Origin of the sequence: Roseiconus nitratireducens (assembly GCF_008629675.1) — a bacterium.
GTDB classification, from domain to species: domain Bacteria; phylum Planctomycetota; class Planctomycetia; order Pirellulales; family Pirellulaceae; genus Stieleria; species Stieleria nitratireducens.
In genome coordinates this window covers 564,578-586,355 of the sequence record NZ_VWOX01000003.1, presented here as the reverse complement: position 1 = coordinate 586,355, position 21,778 = coordinate 564,578, and the positions used below count along the sequence as shown (strand labels likewise).

Annotated in this window: 15 protein-coding genes and 1 pseudogene; 10 read left to right on the top strand and 6 right to left on the bottom strand. The window is 59.9% G+C overall.

What is annotated here, in order from left to right:
* Nucleotides 1-38: 38 nt before the first annotated feature.
* From FYK55_RS07550 to FYK55_RS07540, 3 genes are all read left to right on the top strand, one after another.
* Nucleotides 39-1,550, top strand: coding sequence for an MFS transporter (locus FYK55_RS07550; protein ID WP_201743648.1), 1,512 nt, complete (start codon nucleotides 39-41; stop codon nucleotides 1,548-1,550).
* Between the two features lie 164 nt (nucleotides 1,551-1,714).
* The gene (locus FYK55_RS07545) at nucleotides 1,715-3,001 is read left to right on the top strand and encodes a PQQ-binding-like beta-propeller repeat protein (protein WP_150075758.1); all 1,287 of its coding nucleotides are present in this window, start codon (nucleotides 1,715-1,717) and stop codon (nucleotides 2,999-3,001) included.
* Nucleotides 3,002-3,359: 358 nt separating this feature from the next.
* The gene (locus FYK55_RS07540) at nucleotides 3,360-4,958 is read left to right on the top strand and encodes a hypothetical protein (RefSeq protein ID WP_150075757.1); all 1,599 of its coding nucleotides are present in this window, start codon (nucleotides 3,360-3,362) and stop codon (nucleotides 4,956-4,958) included.
* Nucleotides 4,959-5,437: 479 nt separating this feature from the next.
* Here FYK55_RS07540 and FYK55_RS07535 read toward each other — a convergent pair whose 3' ends face one another.
* Together FYK55_RS07535 and FYK55_RS29430 are read right to left on the bottom strand one after the other, a co-directional pair.
* Nucleotides 5,438-7,393, bottom strand: coding sequence for an amidohydrolase (locus tag FYK55_RS07535; protein ID WP_150075756.1), 1,956 nt, complete (start codon nucleotides 7,391-7,393; stop codon nucleotides 5,438-5,440).
* Nucleotides 7,394-7,541: 148 nt separating this feature from the next.
* Nucleotides 7,542-9,020: pseudogene (locus tag FYK55_RS29430) on the bottom strand (arylsulfatase).
* A gap of 231 nt (nucleotides 9,021-9,251) precedes the next feature.
* Here FYK55_RS29430 and FYK55_RS07525 point away from each other — a divergent pair.
* The gene (locus FYK55_RS07525; RefSeq protein WP_161604365.1) at nucleotides 9,252-10,184 is read left to right on the top strand and encodes an AraC family transcriptional regulator; all 933 of its coding nucleotides are present in this window, start codon (nucleotides 9,252-9,254) and stop codon (nucleotides 10,182-10,184) included.
* Nucleotides 10,185-10,342: 158 nt separating this feature from the next.
* Here FYK55_RS07525 and FYK55_RS07520 read toward each other — a convergent pair whose 3' ends face one another.
* The 4 genes from FYK55_RS07520 to ilvN form a co-directional block, all read right to left on the bottom strand.
* Complete coding sequence (locus tag FYK55_RS07520) at nucleotides 10,343-11,473, bottom strand: quinone-dependent dihydroorotate dehydrogenase (protein ID WP_150075754.1); 1,131 nt, start codon at nucleotides 11,471-11,473, stop codon at nucleotides 10,343-10,345.
* A gap of 227 nt (nucleotides 11,474-11,700) precedes the next feature.
* Nucleotides 11,701-12,330: a DUF4254 domain-containing protein gene (locus FYK55_RS07515; protein ID WP_235908494.1), complete on the bottom strand. Its 630-nt coding sequence runs from the start codon at nucleotides 12,328-12,330 to the stop codon at nucleotides 11,701-11,703.
* Between the two features lie 593 nt (nucleotides 12,331-12,923).
* Nucleotides 12,924-13,931: a ketol-acid reductoisomerase gene (gene ilvC, locus FYK55_RS07510; protein ID WP_150075752.1), complete on the bottom strand. Its 1,008-nt coding sequence runs from the start codon at nucleotides 13,929-13,931 to the stop codon at nucleotides 12,924-12,926.
* Nucleotides 13,932-14,057: 126 nt separating this feature from the next.
* Nucleotides 14,058-14,597: an acetolactate synthase small subunit gene (gene ilvN / locus FYK55_RS07505; protein ID WP_150075751.1), complete on the bottom strand. Its 540-nt coding sequence runs from the start codon at nucleotides 14,595-14,597 to the stop codon at nucleotides 14,058-14,060.
* Between the two features lie 285 nt (nucleotides 14,598-14,882).
* On the opposite strand from ilvN, the gene FYK55_RS07500 reads away from it, so the two are divergent.
* The 6 genes from FYK55_RS07500 to FYK55_RS07475 all read left to right on the top strand — a co-directional run bounded on the left by FYK55_RS07500 (nucleotide 14,883) and on the right by FYK55_RS07475 (nucleotide 21,435).
* The gene (locus FYK55_RS07500) at nucleotides 14,883-16,280 is read left to right on the top strand and encodes a L,D-transpeptidase family protein (protein ID WP_235908493.1); all 1,398 of its coding nucleotides are present in this window, start codon (nucleotides 14,883-14,885) and stop codon (nucleotides 16,278-16,280) included.
* Nucleotides 16,281-16,495: 215 nt separating this feature from the next.
* The gene (gene pyrE / locus FYK55_RS07495; protein WP_150075750.1) at nucleotides 16,496-17,053 is read left to right on the top strand and encodes an orotate phosphoribosyltransferase; all 558 of its coding nucleotides are present in this window, start codon (nucleotides 16,496-16,498) and stop codon (nucleotides 17,051-17,053) included.
* 81 nt (nucleotides 17,054-17,134) lie between these two features.
* Nucleotides 17,135-17,797 (top strand): hypothetical protein, encoded by a 663-nt coding sequence (locus FYK55_RS07490; RefSeq protein ID WP_150075749.1) that lies wholly within the window; start codon nucleotides 17,135-17,137, stop codon nucleotides 17,795-17,797.
* A gap of 181 nt (nucleotides 17,798-17,978) precedes the next feature.
* Nucleotides 17,979-18,845, top strand: a complete 867-nt coding sequence (locus FYK55_RS07485) for a dihydroorotate dehydrogenase electron transfer subunit (protein WP_150075748.1) — start codon at nucleotides 17,979-17,981, stop codon at nucleotides 18,843-18,845.
* Between the two features lie 733 nt (nucleotides 18,846-19,578).
* On the top strand, nucleotides 19,579-20,013 hold the full coding sequence (locus FYK55_RS07480; protein ID WP_150075747.1) for a hypothetical protein: 435 nt from the start codon (nucleotides 19,579-19,581) through the stop codon (nucleotides 20,011-20,013).
* Between the two features lie 324 nt (nucleotides 20,014-20,337).
* A complete protein-coding gene (locus FYK55_RS07475; protein ID WP_150075746.1) occupies nucleotides 20,338-21,435 on the top strand; it encodes a hypothetical protein in 1,098 nt (365 codons plus the stop codon).
* Nucleotides 21,436-21,778 lie beyond the last annotated feature (343 nt).

Here is a 21,778-nt window from a genome sequence, read left to right as displayed (position 1 = left end):
TCACGGCTGCTACTCCACCCATCCAAACTTCCTTGTCGATGAGTCATCTCTTTCCGGTCCAACGCGAGCCAACGGCACACTCACAACGGGGATCGACCGTCCGGCCGGCTGCCGTCGTCAATGAGTTCACGGAAAGTGACGCGTGCGAGTCGGAACCGAACGAGTCGTTCGATGCGCCAGTCCTCTTCATGCGCAATCCGACAGAGGACGACGACGTTCTTCGCGGCCCTTCGGTGTCTCCCTCACGCTCACTTCTGGCCGCGTTGGTCGGGTTCTTCATCATCACGCTTGACGCACTTGTCGTGAGCGTCGCGTTGCCCGCGATCGGCGACACGTTGGACGGAGACTTGGTTGGACTGCAGTGGATCATGGACGGTTACACGCTTCCGTTCGCTGCGTTGTTGTTATTGGGGGGAACACTTTCGGATCGGATCGGTGCTCGGACCGCGTTCGGGATTGGTCTGGTCGTTTTCACGATCAGCTCAGCCGCCTGTGGCTGGGCCGGAACGCTAGGGATGCTGGTGTCCGCTCGTTTCGTCCAAGGTGCCGGTGCCGCTCTGATGACCCCGGCGTCCCTGGCGCTGATCGGCGAAGCTTATCCCGACCCGGTCAAGAAATCTCGCGCGATCGGGCTTTGGGCGGTCGGTGGGGCCGTCGCATCGGCGGCGGGACCGCTGGTCGGCGGAGCGCTCACGACGATCAGCTGGCGATTCATCTTCTGGATCAACCTTCCCGTCGGCGTGTTTGCGCTGTGGCTGCTAAGCGCCGTGCCGAAGTCGCAACGCATGGCGAATTCGTTCGACTGGTCCGGGCAGATCGCTGCGCTCCTCGCGCTGACGTCCTTGACGTTCGGGTTGATTGAGGCGGGCGAACTGGGGGTTGCTAGTCCTCAAGTGATCGTGTGTCTGGCCGTCGCTTGCGCTTCGACGGTCGCATTCCTTTTGATCCAGGCCTACGCGATCAATCCGATGATTCCCTTGGGCATGTTTCGGTCATCCGCCGCGGCGATTCCGGTTGTGATCGGATTCACTTTCATGGCGGGGTTCTACGGCATGGTCTTTTTGGTCAGCTTGTTCTTGCAGCAGCAGCGAGGCCTGACGCCGTTCGAAACCGGGATCACTTTTGTGCCGGTGACGGCCTTTTCCATTGTGATGCCGATTGTGGCCGCCCGGGTTGCGGAACGGTTTGGGAATCGTGTGCCAATCGTCGCAGGCCAGGCGGCGATGGCCAGCGGTCTGTTCGCTCTGGGCATGTTCGCCGATACAGCTTCCGTTGCGATGTTGATTGCGATGATGGTCCCGGTCGGCTTTGGCGCCGGTATGGCAATGCCGTCGGCCACCTCCACGCTCCTGAACTCGGTCCCAAGCGATCGCTCGGGCACCGCGAGCGGTGTTTTGAACACGAGTCGTCAGGTCGGTGGCGCGATTGCCGTGGCAGCGTTCGGAGCCCTGGTGGCAGCGATGGGATATCAGGATGGCGTCCGGGCAAGTTTTGCAATCGCGGGAGGATTGCTCACGCTGACAATGTTTGCCAGCATGCGTTTGCGATAGATTCAATGGTTTCACTTAAATTGGTTTGCTGCTTGTCTGCAAAGATTCTCGGTGCCCGCCGGATCGTGCGCGACATGCCCGCCGCGCGGGGCTCGATTCGATGTTCTGTCTTTTCCACCGCCTTTCAAATCCTTGCTTCTCGATTCGTCTTTCAGGAGAGTCCCATGCGCTCGATTCTCGTCGCAGCATGCGCGTTCATCGTGATTCAATCAGCCACCCCGGCCGGCGCCGAAGATTGGCCACGTTGGGGAGGTCCCAATCGAAATGCGATCTCCGACGAAACGGGTCTGCTTCAGCAGTGGCCGGAGGGAGGACCGTCGCTCGCTTGGCGGGTCAATGAAATCGGGGCGGGGATGGGCGGTATCGCCGTCAGCGAGGGTCGGATCTACACCACCGGTGACGTTGACGGATCCGCGTGGTTGTTTGCGCTGAACGAAGAAAGCGGCGAGCAAATCTGGAAGGCAAAGATCGGTGCAGGCGGGAGTCCAGGGTTCATCTTCCAACCCGCTGGTCCCCGTGCCACTCCGGCGGTCCACGGCGATCGAATCTACATCCTCGGTCAATACGGGGACTTCTGTTGCTTCACCACCTCGGGCGAGGAGGTGTGGCGGACGAACTATGTCGACGACCTGGGCGGGATCATGCCGAAGTGGGGTTACAGCGAATCGCCGCTTGTTGACGGAGACCAGATCCTCTGCGTTCCGGGAGGCCCCGAGGACACGATCGTCGCGCTCAACAAGGACACCGCAAAACCGATCTGGAAGTGCCACGTTCCGGCCGCGGAGTTCAATCCACGCTACGGCAACGATTCGGCAGCCGGCTACTCCTCGGCCATCGTGGTCGAATTTGAAGGGATCCGTCAGTACGTGCAGTTCACCTCGACAACGCTTGTCGGTGTGGCTGCCAAGGATGGGAAACTGCTTTGGCGGTATGACAAGCCCGCCAACACGCACCGAATTCCCTGTTCGACGCCGATCTATCACGATGGCGTGGTCTTCGCCGCGTCGGCGTATGATGCCGGCGGCGGCGCCGTTCGGCTGAGCGCCGATGCATCCGGAGGGGTGACCGCCGAAGAGATCTACTTCAACCCGATCATGAAGAACCACCATGGTGGCATGATCCTGACGGACGGTTATCTGTACGGGGCCGCCGGCGGCAATTTCGGCGGCTTTTTGGTCTGCCTGGATTTCGCATCGGGCGAAAGGCAGTGGGCCGAACGCGACGCTCCCAAAGGATCCCTGATGATGGCGGACGGACGACTCTACCTCCGCGTCGAAGACGGAACGATGATCCTGATCGAGCCGAACGGGGATCGGTACCTTGAACGCGGCCGTTTCGAACAGCCAGATCGCAGTCAGAAACCCGCCTGGACGCACCCGGTCATCGCCAACGGAAAGCTTTACATCCGCGATCAGGAGACGTTGTTCTGCTACGACGTCAAGAAAGATTGATCTTCTGGTCGCAGCGCTGGTGAACCGTGGGGGGGCGCGTGGTTTTCCGGGGCAAACGCAGCGAGGGAGGATTGCCGCTCTTTTCGCCAAGGCGGTGTTGCTGTCGCCGCTTCGCGGCTTGTGTTGTTTTGGGCAGCCGTTTCCGTCGGCTTGCGCCGACGGCAGGGGGCTGACGTCGCTTCCCGACTGTAGTCAAGGAAGGTCGCACGCCAGCGAGGGGCTGATTGCCTCGTTGCTAACAGAGTGCAGTAGAATCTGCACGACCTCGCGACCGGAATCACACTTGCAATCGTTCTGTGGGATCGACGCGAGTGCTGTTCCGGTTGTGCCTCCACCCTTGTTCCGTTCGTTGCTTCAAATGTCCGTTCTCAAAATGGTCGGTTCGTCCCGGCCTTCGTTGGTGTACTTCGTTCTTCTGTGCCTTCTAATTGCAGACGGACTGGCTCAGACGCCTGAGGTCGATCCACAGTCGCTGGAATTCCGTCGCCAAGCGACACGCCGAATGATCTTTGATCGTTCGGAGCAGATTCCGCTCGCTTTATTGGATCCAGACAAGATCGTCGGTTTTGATCTGATGCATCCCGCGATCGCCGAGCAGCAAGGCGAAACGTCGTTTGTGCTCGGCGACGGCAGACTGAAACTTGCCACTTCGGAAGGCGCCACCTCGACGCGCTGGGTCGGCGGTTTCAATCCCTTTGCGACTTACGAAGTCAGCCTGCGCCGATTCGAAGGGAGCGGTCAGATCGGATTGCGATTTGATGACACGCGGCAGGACAATCACCTCTCGGCCTGCATCATTGTCGACCATGGGAAGTACCAGGCGGTCCGCTGGGTGGTCGTGAAAGACGGCAAGGAAGTAAGCCGCCAGGAATTCGCATGGCCCAGCGATGCGGAAACCAGTGGAGCGGTACGGCTGCGCGTGCAGATGTTGGCCGTTGGCGCGAACCTTTACATCGAATCGCAAGGAACGTCCCATCTGGTGGGTTACCCCGATTTCAACGAGCACCTCGAATTGCGCCGCAAGGAGCTTGTGCGTCGCTTTGAGTTCGGATTGTTCAGTGATCTGCAGGCGAACGCCGCTGCCGAGATCGACGAGGTGACGTCGGCCTTAACGCCGGGCTGCGGGCAGGCCGACATTCGTGCGATCACGACGCGCGACGGGGCTCCCTTGCTAGATCAGGGGCGGGTTTGGTTGACGATGACTGTCAGGGGACGAGCCTTGCCACACCCGTTGCAGGGCGTGTTCTCGATGAACCCTTCCGTCTTTGATCTGCGATTCGAAGGCATCATCGTGTTTGACATGGGCGACGGTTTGTGGCGAAACGAACTCGCCTCCCACCTGTTTTTCGACGAGCCCTCGGGGCAATGGCGTGGCTGGACGACCGGATTCAGTGCCTTTGGGGCGACTTCGCAGAAAGAGGAAAAAGCGATTCTCGCCGTTTGGAGTGATCGAGATCCACGCCGCGGGTTTTCCGTCATGCAGGCTCGACCGATCGGTCTGGCGGGACAGCACGAAGACCCCCACGGAGTCTACGATGCGGATGCAAAGAAATGGCGACTGCTGTTGTCCGAACGGGCGGGAAAGTATCGAGCCGGCATGTGGGAATCGGACCGTTGGGATGATGGCTACGAACGGTTGGCGGGTCCGGTGGAGATGGACAGCACGGGGACCTTGATTCAAACGATCGGCGCGTCGCGTTATGTCTTTTTCGGCAGCGCCGATCGCAAGGTCTACATCCGCACCTATCCTGACCTGGAGCCCGTTGGCGAATTGAAGATGCGTTTGCCGCCGTGGAATGAAAACACGGGGACACGGATCTGGCCCAACATCATCCCACTTCCCAGCGGCTATCCGGCACCCTACATCGCCCTGATGATGGATCGTCAAAACTATGCAGACATGCCCGACCGCAACTGGACTTACGGGGCAATGTACCTGTTCCACGCGCATCCCTGACGGGTCACACCCAAGAACCGAAATGACAAACCGTGACGTTACCGTCACCCGACAGCGGAGAGCCACGCTCTGGCGAGCGTAGCTGCATCCCCAAGTAGCCGCCGTCGCCAGACGGCGGGAAGCCACTCACAGACCTCGTAGCCGCCGTCGCCAGACGGCGGAAAGCCGCTGGAAAGTGAAACCTGTTGCGGGCCGAGCAGACGGAGAGCATTGGGATAGCCTTTATTCCAATGCTGGATTGGATACGTTTGACCCGCGTTTTCGAGGGTTGCTTTTTAGGGCAAGGAGGCTCGGCTTGGATCGACAGGATTTGGACGAAGACAATGACGTTGAATTGCCCGACGGCGTTGCCGACGCTTGAGCCGCAGTCCTGATCGACGTCCAGAAAAGGCAAAGCAAGAAGCGGAGAAGGAGTCGCCGCAGAACGCCGCAACCCATTCAACCGCGATGCACAAACATCGCGGGAGCTCCTGATTCGATCATCGTCCACGGCTCGCCGCCGCGAAATCGGCGAGTTGACTCAATGCTCCGCACACGCAGGTCGAGCACGGAGGGAAGGCGACCGCTCCACTGCCCTGCAGGCCGGCGATTCGGTTGCCAGCAGGCTCTGAATTCGACTTGCTGATACCCAGCAACAGGTTCGTCAGCGCGACGCTGGTTCCTTCGCGTGCTCCCGCAGCCTTCGCATATTGCTGTGCTTCCAACGCGAAGACAGTCACGCCCTCTTTGATCGTCTCAGTGACCTTGATTTGATCCAGCGTTTCTGGATCCACTTCCAGTGGGTTCTTGTCGAGAATCACGAAGTCTGCCAGCTTTCCGACTTCGATCGAGCCTTTGGTCTCCTCTTCAAAATGCTGCCACGCAGGCCAAATGGTCATCGCCTTGAGCGCCGTCATCACGTCAACCCGTTGTTCCGGCCCGAGGATGTCGCCGGAGCGTGACCGCCGCGTCACCGTTGCGTCGAGCACTCGCATCGAATCGGGAAAGGCCACGGGCGCATCGTGATGCGAGGAGAATTTCATCCCCCGGCGGACGCACCAGCCGGTGGGAGAAATGTTGTCGGCCAGCTGCGGGCCAACGGTATGTTCGCGATGCCAATCGCCCCAGTAAAAGGTGTGCATGGGGAACAGCGAGGGCATGATGTCAAGCCGGTTCAGTGAGTCGACTTGATCCTCACGAAGGAACTGTCCATGAATGAGGACAGAACGTCGGTCGTCACCGCCATACTCCTTCTGCGCCGCTTCGATGTATGCGAGCAATTCATCCGAAGCCGCTTCGCCGTTGGCATGAGTCAGAATCTGGATATTGTTCGCATAGGCCCAAGCAATGGCGTCTCCAACTTGCTGGGGCGTCGCGGCGGCGTAGCCCGAGTAGCCTGGCGGATAGTTGCCAACCGGCTTGTAGTAGGGTCGATCACGCCAAGCGGTAAAACCTTGTGGCGAACCGTCGATCGTCAATTTGGCACCGGCGACCCGAAAGCGGCTCTTGTATTCTGGGCTGACTTCCCGCTTGATCAACTCACGATCGACCAGGACGTCAGGGTAACTGACCACGTCAATCTTGAACTCGCCTGCTTCGGCGACAGATTTCATCGTCGCTAGAGCTCCCGGCATGGTTCGGCCATCTTGAGCCGTCGTGTAGCCAAAACGTGCCCACAATTCGGCACCCGCCTTGGCAAATTGTGCGGACCCTTCCCGTCCAGCGCGTCCGAGCAGTTTGACCAGCAAGGGGAAAGCGGCTGTTTCTTCAAGCACTCCGTTCGGCTCTTTGCCATCCTCACCACGTTGGATAACCCCGCCAGCGGGATTAGGAGTTTCAGCAGAAATGCTGCCGACTTCCAAGGCTTTGGAGTTGACCGAAATGATGTGTCCCGATTGATGAACCAAGCAAATGGGCACTTCGGTGGAGACGGCATCCAGATCGTCGCGAACGGGATGGCGTAGTTCGGCGAGTTGAGCATTGTCGTACCCAAACCCAACCACGAGCTGAATCTTTTCAACGGCTTCCTTGTTCTCTGCCATCCAGTCCTTGAGCGTCTGTTGCAAAGACGCGATGTTTTTAACCTCACCGTCTGGCGGCGCGAGTAAGTTGGCGGAAAGCGCCTGCAGCCCGCCGCCCATCACGTGACCATGGGCATCGACGAAACCGGGAAGCATCGTGCGGCCTTTCAAGTCGACAAGTTTTGTCGCATCCCCTTTCGTTTTGAGCACGTCGTTCTTCGCGCCCACGGCGATGATCTTCCCATCCAGGATCGCAACCGCGTCCGCTTCCGGCGCGGAGTCGTCGATTGTGATGATGGAACCGTTGTGATAGATCGCGTCGGCGGTCTGAGCCGTCGCATCGGAAGTCAAAGTGGAACTGCAGGACACCAGCGCAAGGACTACAGACAGTGCGAACCTGCCGGAGAAGGGATTGGGATTCACGCTGAGTGCCATTTTTTTATCTCTCGGAATTAGATTTCAATTGTCTGCCAAGACCGCAGGCCAGGTGGTAACTCAAACTCAGCCGACGTGCTCGCATGCCCTTGAATGCAACGCCGGCGTGAGTTCATTCTTGTTCTTGGGAGGGTGAAGACCCGAGATTTCAGATTCCCAGACCGATGTCGGTATTAGGATACTTCTTCATGGTGCCGATGTGGGCTTTCATGAACTTGGTTGCTTGAGGCACACCCCATTCGAAGTACTGATGGCCGGTGCTGGCCATCTCCTTGGGGTCCATGTTGAGGTTGAAAACCCAGGGGGCAGTTCCGATATCCTGAAGCACCGAGGCGTCGATGTTGCGGCGAGGAATGACGGTATTGAAAACCTTGAAGTGAATCTTGTAATCAAGCCAGCGCAGAGCGCAGAAGTCGGTGCGGTTCCACATGTAAACCACCTGGCGACGCGACTTGCCATTCTCCGCGAGTAAGAAAGCGGTTTGGTCGATGCCGTCGAAGTAGAGGTTGTCCGGCAACTTGTCCATGACGCCGCCCAGTCGCAGCGAGGTCATGTAAATGTCCGTGAGATCCATCAGGCCGTTGTTGATCTGGCCGGGTTCGATCATGCCCTTCCAGTAGACGACGCCCGGGACTCGGACGCCGCCTTCCCACGTCGTTCCCTTGCCACCGCGCCAGGGGTGGTAGCCGCTGTCCGGCCAAGTGTCCTCATTGGCGCCGTTGTCGGAGGTGAAGATGACCAGGGTGTTTTCCAGCACACCTTTCTCTTTCAGCAGTGCCATCAGTTCCCCGGTGATGTCATCGACCTCGATCATCGCATCGCGGACCGGCATCGCGGCTGGGCTTTTCCCCTTGTATTTGGGAGCCGGGTAATTGTCGTTGTGGATCTTGGAGAAGGAGTGGATCAGGTAGAAGGGTTCTCCCGAATCAATGGTCTCGCTGAGGAACTTCACCGACTCGTCCCGCAGGACCTGGTCGATCATGGACAGTTCCTCGATGGATTCGATGGGGTAGGCGACCTCACGCTTGCCACCCTTGGTCCCCTTGATCAGTCCTTCGGGACGCAGTGTCATCGCTTTGTTGCGCAGATCGGGATTCGTGAGCATGTCCGCCTACTGCCGCTCGACCAGGAACTGCGTGTAGTCCGACTGCACCGAGGGCAGGCCGTAGAAGTAATCGAAGCCGACCTCATGCGGCAGCATGCCTTCGGCCTCGCCGACGTGCCATTTGCCAATCAGGGCGGTCTTGTAGCCAGCTTGCGATAGCAGCTTGCCTTGGGACACCTCAATCTCCCAAGGATTCTGGGTCACCTTGTCTCCGGTCAGAATGGGACGCACCAATCCGCTGCGAACGGGGAGCCTGCCGGTGCATAGAGCAGCACGTGAGGAAGTGCAGGTCGGCTGTGAGTACATCGAGGTTAGCCGCAGCCCTTCGTAGGCTAGCTTGTTGATGTTCGGGGTGGGGGCACCGATGGCGGTGCCGCCTCCGTAGACGCCTGGATCACCCCAACCCATGTCATCGACCAAGAAAATGAGGATGTTGGGCTTTTTGCCCTGTTCCGCTTCTAATTGCTTCAACTTGGCGGCTGCGATCTTTTCCTGCTCGGGCCGCGGAATCGCCGGTTCCATGTTCTCCTTCTCGACGACGGTATCGTCGAAGACGCTCTGTTGGGCGTAGCTTGTGGTGGAGAAAACGACGGCTATCAAAAGACCGGCGGTTTTCATTGTGCTGATCTTCATTGTGGCTTACCTCGGCACCTTGCTGTCTTGCGTTGAGAGGGAGGAATTTGATGTCACAATTACAGTGGAGTATTCTGTAGACTGCTATCCACTTTCTGCCAAAAGTGCGAGATGTCGGGTATGAAGTACCAGGTTTTTGCCGACTTCGATGCGTACGAAGACGCGATTCAACACGCCGCTGTACGCATGACGCTCCACCGCCGAGACCGGCCAAGATGGGCAGTTGGTCAAATGAGCCTTGGCCGGATGCATTTGCAGTGGGGGACGTCTGGTGGCGGCATGGTGACGGAGGGTGAAATACTGCCCGGCGGCTATGCCTTATTCGTTCCGCTAAATCACTGGTCGACCAACGGAGTGAACGGCTCGCGACTAAACGAAGGATCCATGATGGTGGCGTCGGCAGGGGCGGAATTCTGCATCTCCGCCGATGGTTGGAACGATTGGCTAACGCTATTCGTTCCTACAGGGAATCTTGGTAAGGACACCCTCAGCATCGGCGAGGGAATCACGCCTGCGTGTCGGGTCGTCCACCTCGGGAATCATCGACTACGCCTGGTTCGCCATCGCATCCGCGAGCTGATCAAGTCGAGCGTGGGTGGCGAGCAGCATTCGGCAGTTGAAGCTGCTGAGTTAGAGTTGCATCAGTTGGCGAAATCCGCCGTCATGCACGCGTTGTTCGACGAAGATCGTGGTCTTGGGCGTCCCATGTTGGATCGTCAAGGAGTCGTTCGCATGGTCACCAGCGCTATCGCTTTAGACGCTGCACCGGAGAAGACGGCTCGCGTTCGCGATCTTATCGATGCCGCCAAAGTCTCAGAGAGAACGCTTCACCGGGCGTTTCAAGACTGGTTTGGGATAAGCCCCGTTCGCTACCTGCGGCTGCGGCAACTCCACAGCGTCCGCGATGCGCTCCTCGCAGCCAATCCAGAGACGACGACCGTCACCGACGTCTTTGTACGACATGATATCCGCCAGTTCGGGCGATTCGCCGGAGTGTATCGGACATTGTTCGGTGAACTCCCTTCGCAGACTCTGTCGCGTCTGAAAGGCTAGATCAGGCAGGCAGCGGTGCGTAACACCGCGGCAACGACTCACATCAGGCGCGCAGATTCGCCCATGTCACGCGAGATGGAATGGTGACTCGATCTTGCGGTCACGGGTAAGCGGTTGGTGACAGCGGAACCGGAAATGCCTGCGTGTGGCGGCCGTTTTCAAGCGTCCCATTCCGAGGGCGGAAGTGTGCCCACGGCTTCGTTTAAATGAGTCAGTCCGTCGCGTTGCAGCAGTTCCACCAAGCCTTGGTTGATTTGACGGACCACCCTGGGGCCTCGGTACACCAGTGCGGTGTAGATCTGGACCAGCGAAGCGCCCAGGCGGATCTTGCGGTACGCGTCGGATGCCGAAAAGATGCCTCCGCTGCCGATCAGAATGAATCGTGCCGGTGGCATCCGCCGGTGCAGTTCGCCCAGGCAGCGGTCGAGCGTCCGCTGCACCGGCCTGCCGGCCACCGCGCCGGGCATCCGCTCCCACACCGCATGCGGCGTTTGCAACGCAGCCGCCGGCGGTTTTCCGGGTGGCAAGTTCAGCATCAAACCACGCACAAAGGGGAACGGATCGATCGCCGATAACCAACCGTCCAATCGAGCCACGTCCGAAGTCGGCGTCAGTTTGAGGAACACGGGGCACTGCAATTCCAGGTCCGCAAGCGATTCCAGCAGCCGCCGCAAACGATCCGGCGGGCTGAAGTAGTCCGATCCGTCTCCGGTATTCGGGCAACTGAGATTCAAGGTGATGTAGCTGGCGTGATCGTGCAGCAGGGAAACACTTTCGCGGTAGTCGTTCAGGACGTCTTCTTCGCGACAGGTTTGGGCTTCGAAACCGTCGTTGGTCTTGACGACATTGACGCCGATCGGGGTCGACATCGGATTGCAACGCAGACGTTCACGGACGGCCTCCGCCCCGTCATTGGGCAGCCCGTAGTTGACCACGATGGCTTCGTCGTTCGGAAGTCGAAACAGCCGCGGTTTCGGATTGCCGATCGAGGGACGCGCCGAGACAGAACCGATCTCCACGAAGCCGAACCCCAAGTGGTCGAGCATTCGCAACGCGACACCACTTTTGTCCCAGCCGGCACCCAGTCCGACCGGGTTGCTGAACCTGATTCCGGCGGCTTCGACTTCCAGGCAGGGATCGGTGAAGCGCAAGTAGCGATCGGCGAGCGCCGGAAGGATCGGCACGTGACCGGCAAGACGACACGCCTGGACCGTCCCGTGATGGGCCGTCTCGGCATCCAGGCGAAACAGCGCGGGACGAACAAGCGTGCGATACAGGTCAAGGCTCACGGCGCGAATGGTCAGCGAGGCGGATGCGGGACCGGCCACTGGCCGCCTTGCTCTTGCGTCCAAAGATGACAACGGTCGGAATCGGCGCCTGTTTAGCCGGCCAGCGTCACTTTGCGTGAGCCGCGTGGCGCTAGCCGCGGGTCTTCTCGCCTCAACCGGCGGCTAGCGTCTTGCCGCTCAATGCACTGCAAATCAAGGTGATTTTGGTTGAAAGTGGTGCTGTCCAATTAGGCCTGGTAGATTTCCGGGTTCAGCGAGGGATCATTGTACATTTTCATCTGCCGGTACGTGCGGTGTTGCTTTTTGCCGCTGAAGATATCAGCCAGCAATTCCTGCAGCGAATTGGACAGATCCGCGTGTTGTTGCTGGCACAAAGCGATCCGTGCGGCGACCTTGGATTTGTGTTCGGCGTCCGCGTCTTCGCGTTCCAGTTGCTCGCGGTAGTGATACAGCCGCAGCGACATGATCGACAACCGATCGATCGCACTGCCGGGCGTTTCGGTGTTGATCCTCGCTCCGGATTCGGGCCGGACGTTCGCTTGGGCCAGTCGTTCGGTGATCGCGTCGTCCAACTTTTCGATCATGTCATTGCGTTGCTGGTTGAGCTTGTCGATGGCACGCTTGACGGTGGCGATGCGGACGTCATCCGCGGTCGGGCTGCGGGCGATGTCTTCTTCGTGCCACAGGCGGTAGTTGAATTCGTGTTGCCGGCACACCAGTTCCAAGAAGTCGTCGTATGTGTTTTCGATCGGGCCCGTGTGCCAGGCGGCGACGGTGTCGATTTGCAATTGCGTGATCGTTTCGACCGACGGCAGGCCGGCGGAGGCGGTGGAGGCGTTGACAGTAGATTCAGTCAAAGTCGATTCGGTCATGAGAGGACGGGGGAAACGTGGGAGAAGCGTGCGAACATTCGGGGAGCTGGCATTGTGCGAATTTTGGCGTTTCGATGCGATAGCATTCTGAAGTTGGGGGGGAGGGGCGATTGAGAAGCCCGAAGGCTGTCGCCCCTTCGGGGCTGGTTTGGAGAGACGATGGGGACCGGGGCCTCACGGCCCCGGCAGGGAGCTGTCGGGCCTCCGGCCCTGGTGGTGCTTCCAGATCCGCCGTCAGGCACAGCCTGACCTACTGCTTTCGGGCCCGGAGTCATGAAGCACCGACAACGCCCTGCCGTCGGCGCAAGTCGACGGACAAGGCGAGCCAGGACAAGGAAAAGACGTGCCCTTCTGAAATTCACCCTCTCTCCGGGAGGGTCAAAGGCGAGGCACGAGCCTTTGGGGAGGGTGTCTTAAAGCACCAACTGAAATCAATGACGCCGGACAGCCCTCCCCGCGTCGTCGCAAGCTCCTCCGCGACCCTCCCGGGGGGAGGGTGAAGGAATGAAAAATGCCCGGGACCTGCTGGCGGCAGTTCCCGGGCATTTTGGGTTGGGTTGGCGAAAGTTCGCGGGACCTCAGGAGACTTCCTTTTCGTCGATCCAGGTCATCATCTTTCGTAGTCCGCGGCCGATTTGCTCCACGCCGTGGTCGCGTTCGCGACGTCGGGTGGCTTTGAAGAAGGCGGCACCGCCACGGTTTTCCAGAATCCAGTTGCGGGCGAACTTGCCGTTTTGGATTTCTTCCAGGACGCGCTTCATTTCCGCCTTGGTTTCGTCGGTGATGATCCGCGGGCCGGTCACGTAGTCACCGTATTCGGCGGTGTTGCTGATGCTGTAACGCATGTAGCTCAGCCCGCCTTCGTACAGCAGGTCGACGATCAATTTCAGCTCGTGCATGCATTCGAAGTAGGCCATCTCGGGCTGGTACCCGGCTTCCACCAGGGTTTCAAAGCCGGCCTTGACCAACTCGCTGACGCCGCCACAGAGCACGACTTGTTCGCCGAACAGGTCGGTTTCGGTCTCTTCGGCAAAGGACGTTTCGATCACGCCGCCGCGGGTTCCGCCGATGCCCTTGGCGTAGGCCAGACCGATCTGCTTGGTTTCTTCGGAGGCATCGTCGCCCAGGGCGATCAGGCAGGGGACGCCGCCGCCTTTCTCGTATTCACTGCGAACCAGGTGCCCGGGGCCCTTGGGGGCGACCAGCAGTGTGTCGATTCCTTTGGGAGGAACGATTTGGCCGAAGTGGATGTTGAACCCGTGCGAGCACATCAGGATGTTGCCTTCGGACAGGTTCGGCAGGATCGATTCGCGATAGATATCGGCCTGGACTTCGTCGGGCAGCAACAGGTTGATCACATCGGCTTCGGCGGTTGCATCGGCAATCGATTTGGGTTCGAAGCCGTGCGAGACCGCCAGGTCGTAGTTCGCCGACCCGGGGCGTTGGCCGATGATGACTTTGACGCCGCTGTCGCGAAGGTTCTGGGCCTGGGCGTGGCCCTGGGAACCGTAGCCCAGGATCGCGACCGTCTTTCCCTTCAGGTGGGAGAGATCGGCGTCGTTTTCGTAGTAAATGGTGGCTGCCATCGATGTTGTCTCGGGAGAAAGATAAAAATGGTTGGAGGGATCGTGGACCGCGACATCCGACCGGTGAAAAACACGACCGATCCGGGCGGCCTCAGGTCCGCGGGTGAAAGGAAATAGCGGAGACGATCAGGCCGACGCCGCGTGGGAGGATTCGTCTTCCGAACCCAAATCGGCGTCGCTGCGAACCATGGCGATGCGTCCGGTACGAACCAGTTCGGAGATGCCGTAGGGTCGGATCCGCTCGATAAAGGCCTGGACCTTGTTCTCGCGACCACTGATTTCGATCATCAATTCATCCGGCCCGACGTCGACGATCCGTCCGCGGAAGATATCGACCAGCTCCCGCACTTCGGCACGCTGGGGACCCGACGGGGATCGGACTTTGACCAACAGCAGGTCACGTTCGACGAAATCACGGCTGCTGACGTCGATCACGCGGACGACCGTGACAATCTTTTCCAGCTGTTTTCGGACCTGTTCCAGGATGCGGTCGTCGCCAACAACGACGAACGTCATGCGTGAAAGGGCCGTGTTTTCCGTTTCACCGACTGCCAGCGAGTCGATGTTGAAGCCACGCGAGGCAAGCATCCCAGAGATATGGGCGAGTACCCCGGGAACGTTCTGGACCAGAGCGCAGAGAACGTGTCGCTGAGTGGGGCTGGGCATCAGTCCGAATTTGACCTGGAAAGAGAAAGAGGGGCCGGAAAATTGAGCCGGGTAGGATAATTTTGCCTTGCCCGACCAGCAAGGGCAGACGAATCCCGCCGCCGCGCTGTCGCCAACGCGGTTTTCGGGACGCGCCGGCGGTCGCCGATGTTCGCTTATCGCCCCAGAAATCAGCCAGTTTGCGGACGAAACTGGTCTGGCAGGCGGGGTGCTCCATGCATTACGAGAAACGTCCCAGCGAAGTCTCGTTCCCATTTCCGCACGAATCCGTCACGGAGGACCATCGTGCAGACGATCAAAACCGCCGCCATCGTTGTCCTGATGCTGACCGTCCTGTACGGCGGCTATGTCTCGTTGACCACGCCACCGGAGCCGCTTCCCGAGCAAATCGAGGAGTACCTGGTCATCGAAGAGTCGGGGGGAGAGATGGGACTCGCCTCCGATGCGTTGACCCCGGGCGCCTTTGCGCCCGACCTGCAATTGGGTGAACCACCGGCCGACGTTCTGGGCGCGTCCAGCCCCGCCGTCCAAACGCCCTCGGCCAACGCGAACGTCGCCGGCGGCACCGCCTCCGCGGAGCTCTCTGGCGCCGGATCGGCCGCCCCGTCAAAAACCTTCGGTAGCTCCTTCGCGGACCTGCCGCCCAACATTTCCTCCGCCCCCAGATCGGCCGAGATGGCGGCCAATGCCGCCCCCACCAAGCTGCCCGCCGGGGCAGCCGCCCCAGCCGAAGTGACGCCGCGGGCGATGAATACCTACCCATCGACCGACGGCCAATTCCGCTTGCCCGATCCGTCCGCGGCGGGTTCCGCGTTTGACGCTTCCAAGGGAACACCGTTTCAAAGTGCCTCCCTCCAGGACTCCGGCTACCAACTGAGCGACCAGGTCGACCCCGCGCCGCCAGCGGCAGACGCTCCGTCAGCCGATTCGGCCGCAAACAATGCTCCCCCGGTGACTCCCGACATGGCTGAGACGCCGTCGGAGAATCGCGGGCTGATCAACGCGTTGGCAACGGCCGACCAGATGTACAACCGGGGCGAATTGAAAGAAGCTCTGGCAACGTTGAGCGTGTTCTACAGCTTGCCCAACATGACCGAGGCTCAGCGGAGTCAGTTGCTCAGCCGGCTGGACCCGTTGGCCCGCGAGGTGATCTACTCGCAGCGTCATCTGTTGGAACAGCCGCACCGAATCGCCGCCAGCGAAACACTCAGCCAGGTCGCCGACCGATACCAGGTGCCCTGGCAGTTGCTGGCCAACATCAACAATGTCGAAGACCCGGTCACGATCCTTCCGGGAACCGAGTTGAAGGTCGTCCGCGGCCCGTTCCGCGCCGAAGTCGATCTGAAGCGGGAAGAATTGACCGTGTTCCTGGGCGATCTGTATGCCGGTCGTTTCCAGATCGGGGTTGGCGAGGATCCGGCACCTGAGCCGGGAACCTTCACGGTCCAGGACAAGCAAACCGAACGCGTCTTCTACAACCGCTCCGGTTCGCCGATCCCGGCCGACAGTCCTGAAAACCCGTACGGAAACATGTGGCTGGATTTGGGCGGATCGCTCAGCATCCACGGCAGTCCCAACACGGTGAAGCCGTCACGCAACGGCTGCATCAGCCTGGCGGCCGATTACGCCGACGATCTGTACGGCATTCTGTCCCAGGGTTCATCTGTAACGATCCGTCGGTGATACTTGGCGGGGTTGAACGTCCATCCAGCGTCGCAAATCGGCGAACGTTCCCCGCGGCCGGCCGGTTGCGGGGAAGCGGCCGCCGGCTGCGATTCGGCGACCATTGACCGGCCACGGCCGGGAACGCCGGTTCGCATGCGTCGTTGGCTCAGCACACGAAGTGTTGGCCACCCAACTCTTCGCACGCCCCCCGACTCCATAGGCCCGTACGACGGATGAAATACAGTAAATCAGATTTGATACAGTTGCTCGGCGCCGAAGCCCTTCAGCGGGGCGAATTCACCCTGGCCAGCGGCAAGAAGGCTTCGTACTACCTGGATTGCCGCCGAATCACGTTGCACCCCAAAGGGGCCAACCTGGTTGCGGCCGGCATGCTGGAAGCCATTCAGGCGTCCGGCGAGTTGCCCGCGGCGGTCGGCGGGATGGCCATCGGCGCCGATCCGATCACGGCGTCGATTGTGACCCTGGCCGGTCAGCAGGACTTGCCGTTAAAAGGATTCATGGTTCGCAAGGAGCCCAAGGGGCACGGCACTGGCAAGCAAGTCGAAGGGCCGGTTGAACCGGGGCAGGAAGTCGTGATCGTTGAAGACGTGATCACCAGCGGTGGAAGTGCCTTGAAAGCGGTGGATGCTGCCGAAGCCTTTGGGCTGAAAGTCCGCGAGGTGATCGGAATCATCGATCGTCTGGCGGGCGGAGAAGCCGCGTTCGCGGCCCGCGGTCTGAAACTGACGACGCTGACCACGATCAAGGACTTCGGCATCGAACCCGAATGATGCGGCCCCCGCGGAACGCCAACGCACCCGCGGAACGCCAACACACCCGCGGAACCGCATCGCACCCGAGGAAGGACGCTCGTGGAAACTTCGCTGCATCAACAACTGAAGTTGCATTACGCCGGTGATGTGGCACGCACCGAAGTGGTCCTCGGGCCTTATCGCATCGATGCGATCCGCGACGATGAATTGATCGAGGTCCAGTGTGCGTCCCTGGCTGCCATTCGCACCAAGATCCAGTCGTTGTTGAAACGCCATACGGTTCGCATCATCAAGCCGCTGGTGATGCGGACGCGGATCGCCAAGCGGAAGACGGCGAAGGGAAAGATCACGTCCCGGCGGATGAGCCCCAAACGCGGTGACCTGCTGGACCTGTTCGACGATCTGATCTATTTCACCCGCGTCTTTCCTCACGAAAACCTGACGTTGGAATTGGTGCTGGTCCAAGTGGAACAGGTCCGGGTGCCGTGCCGCCGCCGTCGCAGGCGTTGGCAAAAGGACTATCGCGTCCAAGACGTTCGGTTGGAAACGATCGAATCGACCGTCCAGCTGCGGACCGCGGGTGATTTGCTGGACCTGGTTGGCATGAAGGATCATTGCGGCGAATTCACCACCGAAGACATCGCAGCGGTCACCGGGCGCCCGCGATGGTACGCGCAGAAAATTGCCTACGTGCTCAAACACACCGCCGCAATCGAAGCGGTTGCCCGCAAGCGAACCGGGATCATCTATCGGGCGGCCTGAGATCCAGAAAGTCGCACCGGTCGGCGGCCAGGAGCGACAGGACGCACGGGCTTCCCTCGCTGCGCAGCCAGGGTGTTACTGCGCAGCCAGGGTGCTGTGCAGCAAGGGCGTTGGCCAATTGGCCCGGATCTCCTAATCTAAGACGGTCCGGTCCGCCGCCCCTCACTAGCTCCCGAAATCCATGTCATCGCTGCACGCCGATCACTACGCCGACCGGATGGTCCAGGTCGAAACCGTGCTGGAACAGAACGAACGGATCGCCGAAGCAACGTTTCGGCTCCGCGTGGCGGCTCCGCAGATTGCCTCGACCGCCGTCCCCGGGCAGTTCGTGATGATTCGGTTGGCCGGCGTCAACGCACCACTGATCGGCAGGGCCCTGGCGATTTACGACGTGGTTGCCGATGACCAGGGGAATCCACGCTGGATCGACTTGATCTATCTGAAGAAGGGTGTCTTCACGACGGCCTGCGCCGACAGCCCCATCGGAACCAAAGTCAGCTTGTGGGGCCCGCTGGGCAACGGCTTCACGCCGCGCCCCTGTGACCGACTGATCATGGCAGTCGGCGGCATCGGGCAAACGCCGATGTTGTTGCTCGGACGCGAAGCCGCCGGCACGCAGTCGTTTGGTCGTCCGAACGGATGGGCGTCGGACGTGGAGCTGATTTACGGGGCTCGGCGAGAATCGTTGCTGGCCGGGGTCCCCGATTTTCAGGCTGCCGGTTTTGACGTCCGGCTTTGCACCGACGACGGCTCGGCCGGCCAGCGCGGGCTGGTACCGGACGTGTTGGCCGACCGGTTGGACCAATTGGCGGGCAAGCAATCCGTTTGCGTCGTCACCTGCGGGCCCGAGATCATGATGGAAAAGGTTGCCGAGGTTTGTCGCTTGCGACAAATCGATTGCCAGGTCTCGATGGAAACGCCAATGGCCTGTGGAATCGGGATCTGCTTTTCTTGCGTCGCCAAGGTCCGTCAAGCCGATGGCCAGTGGGACTACAAGCGGACCTGCGTTGAAGGTCCGATCTTTGACGCAGAAAAAATCGTCTGGTAAGCCGGGCAACGTCGCATTGAGTGAGCCGCGTGACGCTAGCCGCGGGTTCTTTCGCATCGACCGGCGGCCAGCGTCTTTCCGCTCATTGCACCGAGAATCACTGGAAAGTGGCTCTGTCCGGAACGGCTTCTTCGCGTCGCGATCAAACAGACCTGCGTTCCGATCGATCGGAATGTCGGGACAGCAGCGGCACAGGTGTTCAATCAGGCACCAAGCTGTCTTTCGTCCGCTTCTGGCGGAAAAACGTTGGCTCGCAAGTCGATTCAATTTTGACGCGCGTTTGATCCCGCAAGTTTCTGCAGTTCAATGGCGTGGGGCCGGCCGCATTGCCACTTGCGATCGCTGTTCGCCGATCAATCACATCAATCATTGACGCATCATCGTCGGCGGGGCGCGGCGGGTTCTATCTGAATCGGCGCGTGGATTGATCGGTATCGACCCGAACGTCCGTTCAATCTCCGCTCGTCTTGTTCAAGCGGACTTCGATTTGTCGGTGGATCGCCCCTCGCCCGCACATGCTGTCAGCGGCTGAATGTTGCGAGATCTTCGGCGCACCAGGACGAGCGGTTGGCGGTCCAGGATGCTTTGCAGTTCAATCGGTCGCGGCATTCGGGCATGGCCTTTGCGACCCTTTCGTTGTGTCGGACCGATGCACGTGCAAAGGGATCCTTTTGGTTCCACCCGCATCGACTGAATTCCCCGCAAAACTACCGAACAACAAAGGAGGTTCCACATGCAGAACCGATCCAGCAAGACAAGCATGTTGACCCACGCGCCAAACGTCCAAGTCCTGGTAAAGAGTTGCGCGGCCGTCGCCGCGTTGATGGTTCCGCTGGCTTTGTCGGCTCAGACCGCAACCGCACAGCAGTACGAGTGGGAACCGGGTTACGGATACCACGAAGAAGAATGGTACGACCCCAGTGACTGGTTTGGAAACGATGACGACGTCTCGTACGAAGACGCGTACGACAGTTACTACGGCAACTACGACGATGACTACTACGGCGAATACTACGACAACGACGAGTTCGCCTCCGCGGATGACTACTACGAAGAGCAACCTCGCCGAGATCGCGATTCGTACCGGGACCAGAATCGCCGCGGCTACTTCACGTCCGACTGGTTCGACCAGTCGCCGGGCTTCGATGCTTGGTACGACGCGCGGTAACCGCGACATGAACCTTCGCCGCCACCGGAGGCGGTGAAGGAATTGACAACGATCAATCACTAATGAAGGAGAGACAACATGAATCAACGAACAAGACATCCATTGATGGCACTTTTGACCGCCGGCTTGGTTTCACTTCCGGTCGCTGGTTTTGCACAAGAGCATCAGCATTCGTCGGATCAGCATTCCAACGGTCAATCGAGCACCGGCCAAAGCACTGGTCATAACCACGGTTCCGACAGCGATGATTACTGGGAAGAGCTGCACTCCCAGACATCCGAATCAAACTCGTCTGAGACGGATCGCAGCGAACGGAATCGTCGCATGAGCTCGTATCGAGACGGAAATCGCAACGAGCGGGGCGATCAGTCGAATCGCAATGATCGTGATGACGGCAGGTCGACCGATCGGAAGATGAGTCGGGACTCGGGAGAGCGCGGCATGTCCGATTCACGCCGTGGCGACGGATCGAGCCGCAACGCGGAGATGAATCTGGAGCCCGCTGGATGGGTTCGCATCGCCGCCGATTACGACAACGACGGTCAGTACGAGTCGATCGAGTCGATCTACGTCTACGACTTGGAACGAGCACGGCAAGACAGTCGGAATCGAGCTAATCGTCAGGCCAACCGGCAGGCACGACAGCAACAGGACCGCGGGCAACAGGACCAAAACTCCCGCTGGAACGGACGCAATGGCCAAAGCAACGAAGAAAGCTATACCGCGATGAACCGTTCGACGGATTCAACGGCCAATGCCAAGCAGCGCAGTGAGTCGGTCGAGGGAAAGATCGTGGAAAAGCGGATGGAAGATTTTGCCGGCATCGACGGCAAACAGGTCATCGCCCGGGTCAAAACCGACGACGGGCGGACCGCAAAAGTTTGTCTGGGACCGGCGTCCAAGCTGAAGCCGTTGGACCTGCAGCAGGGTGATCGAGTGTCCGTTCAGGGCGAACGTGGACGCATCAACGGAAAGACCGTCCTGATGGCTCAGAAAGTGAGTTCCGGTGGCGACAACGTGTCTGTCGAATTGCCTTCCAGCCGATTTCTGAAACGCGTGCGCGGCGAAGTCCTGCAATCGCGAAAAGCCAAGTTCCGAGGTCAAGACGAACGTCACGTGGTGGCCCGCGTCCGGCTGGTCAACGGAAAGAGCGAACTGGTCAATCTTGGTCCGGTTTCCAAGCTGAATTCCCTGGATCTTGAAAATGGTGACCGGGTTTCATTGCTGGTCCGTCCTGGTCGAATCAACGGGACACCCGCGATGATTGCCGAGCAGGTCCGCAACGACGGCGAGACCGTCGAACTACCGCGGCCCGACGACCAAAAGCGATTCCGCATGCCGCAGAACCAATCGGCATCCGCTGGCAACCAAGGCGACCAAGAGGAATCGTCGGAGCGAGTCAGTTATCGCAGCGACCGCTAAGCGTGCGTCGCTGAAGCCGGGTCGGTCATCGACCACGGCGAAGGGATCTCATGCCGGTGATCACTTGGCATGGTGATCCATGCTCGCGAGCGAAAAGTAACGCAGTGTGTTCGTTGAAACGCACTGCGTTTTTTTGCGCGTGAATCAGGAGGTCCGCGTCGCTGTCGTCGCCAGACGGTTGCGCTGCAGCGAATACCACGCGCTGGCGAGCGTGGCTACTTTCAAGAGGTCGCCGTAGCTGCCGTCGCCAGACGGCGGCGCCGCAGCGAAGACCACACTCTGGCGAGCGTGGCTACTTTCAAGGGTCGCCGTAGCTGCCGTCGCCAGACGGCGGAAAGCCAAA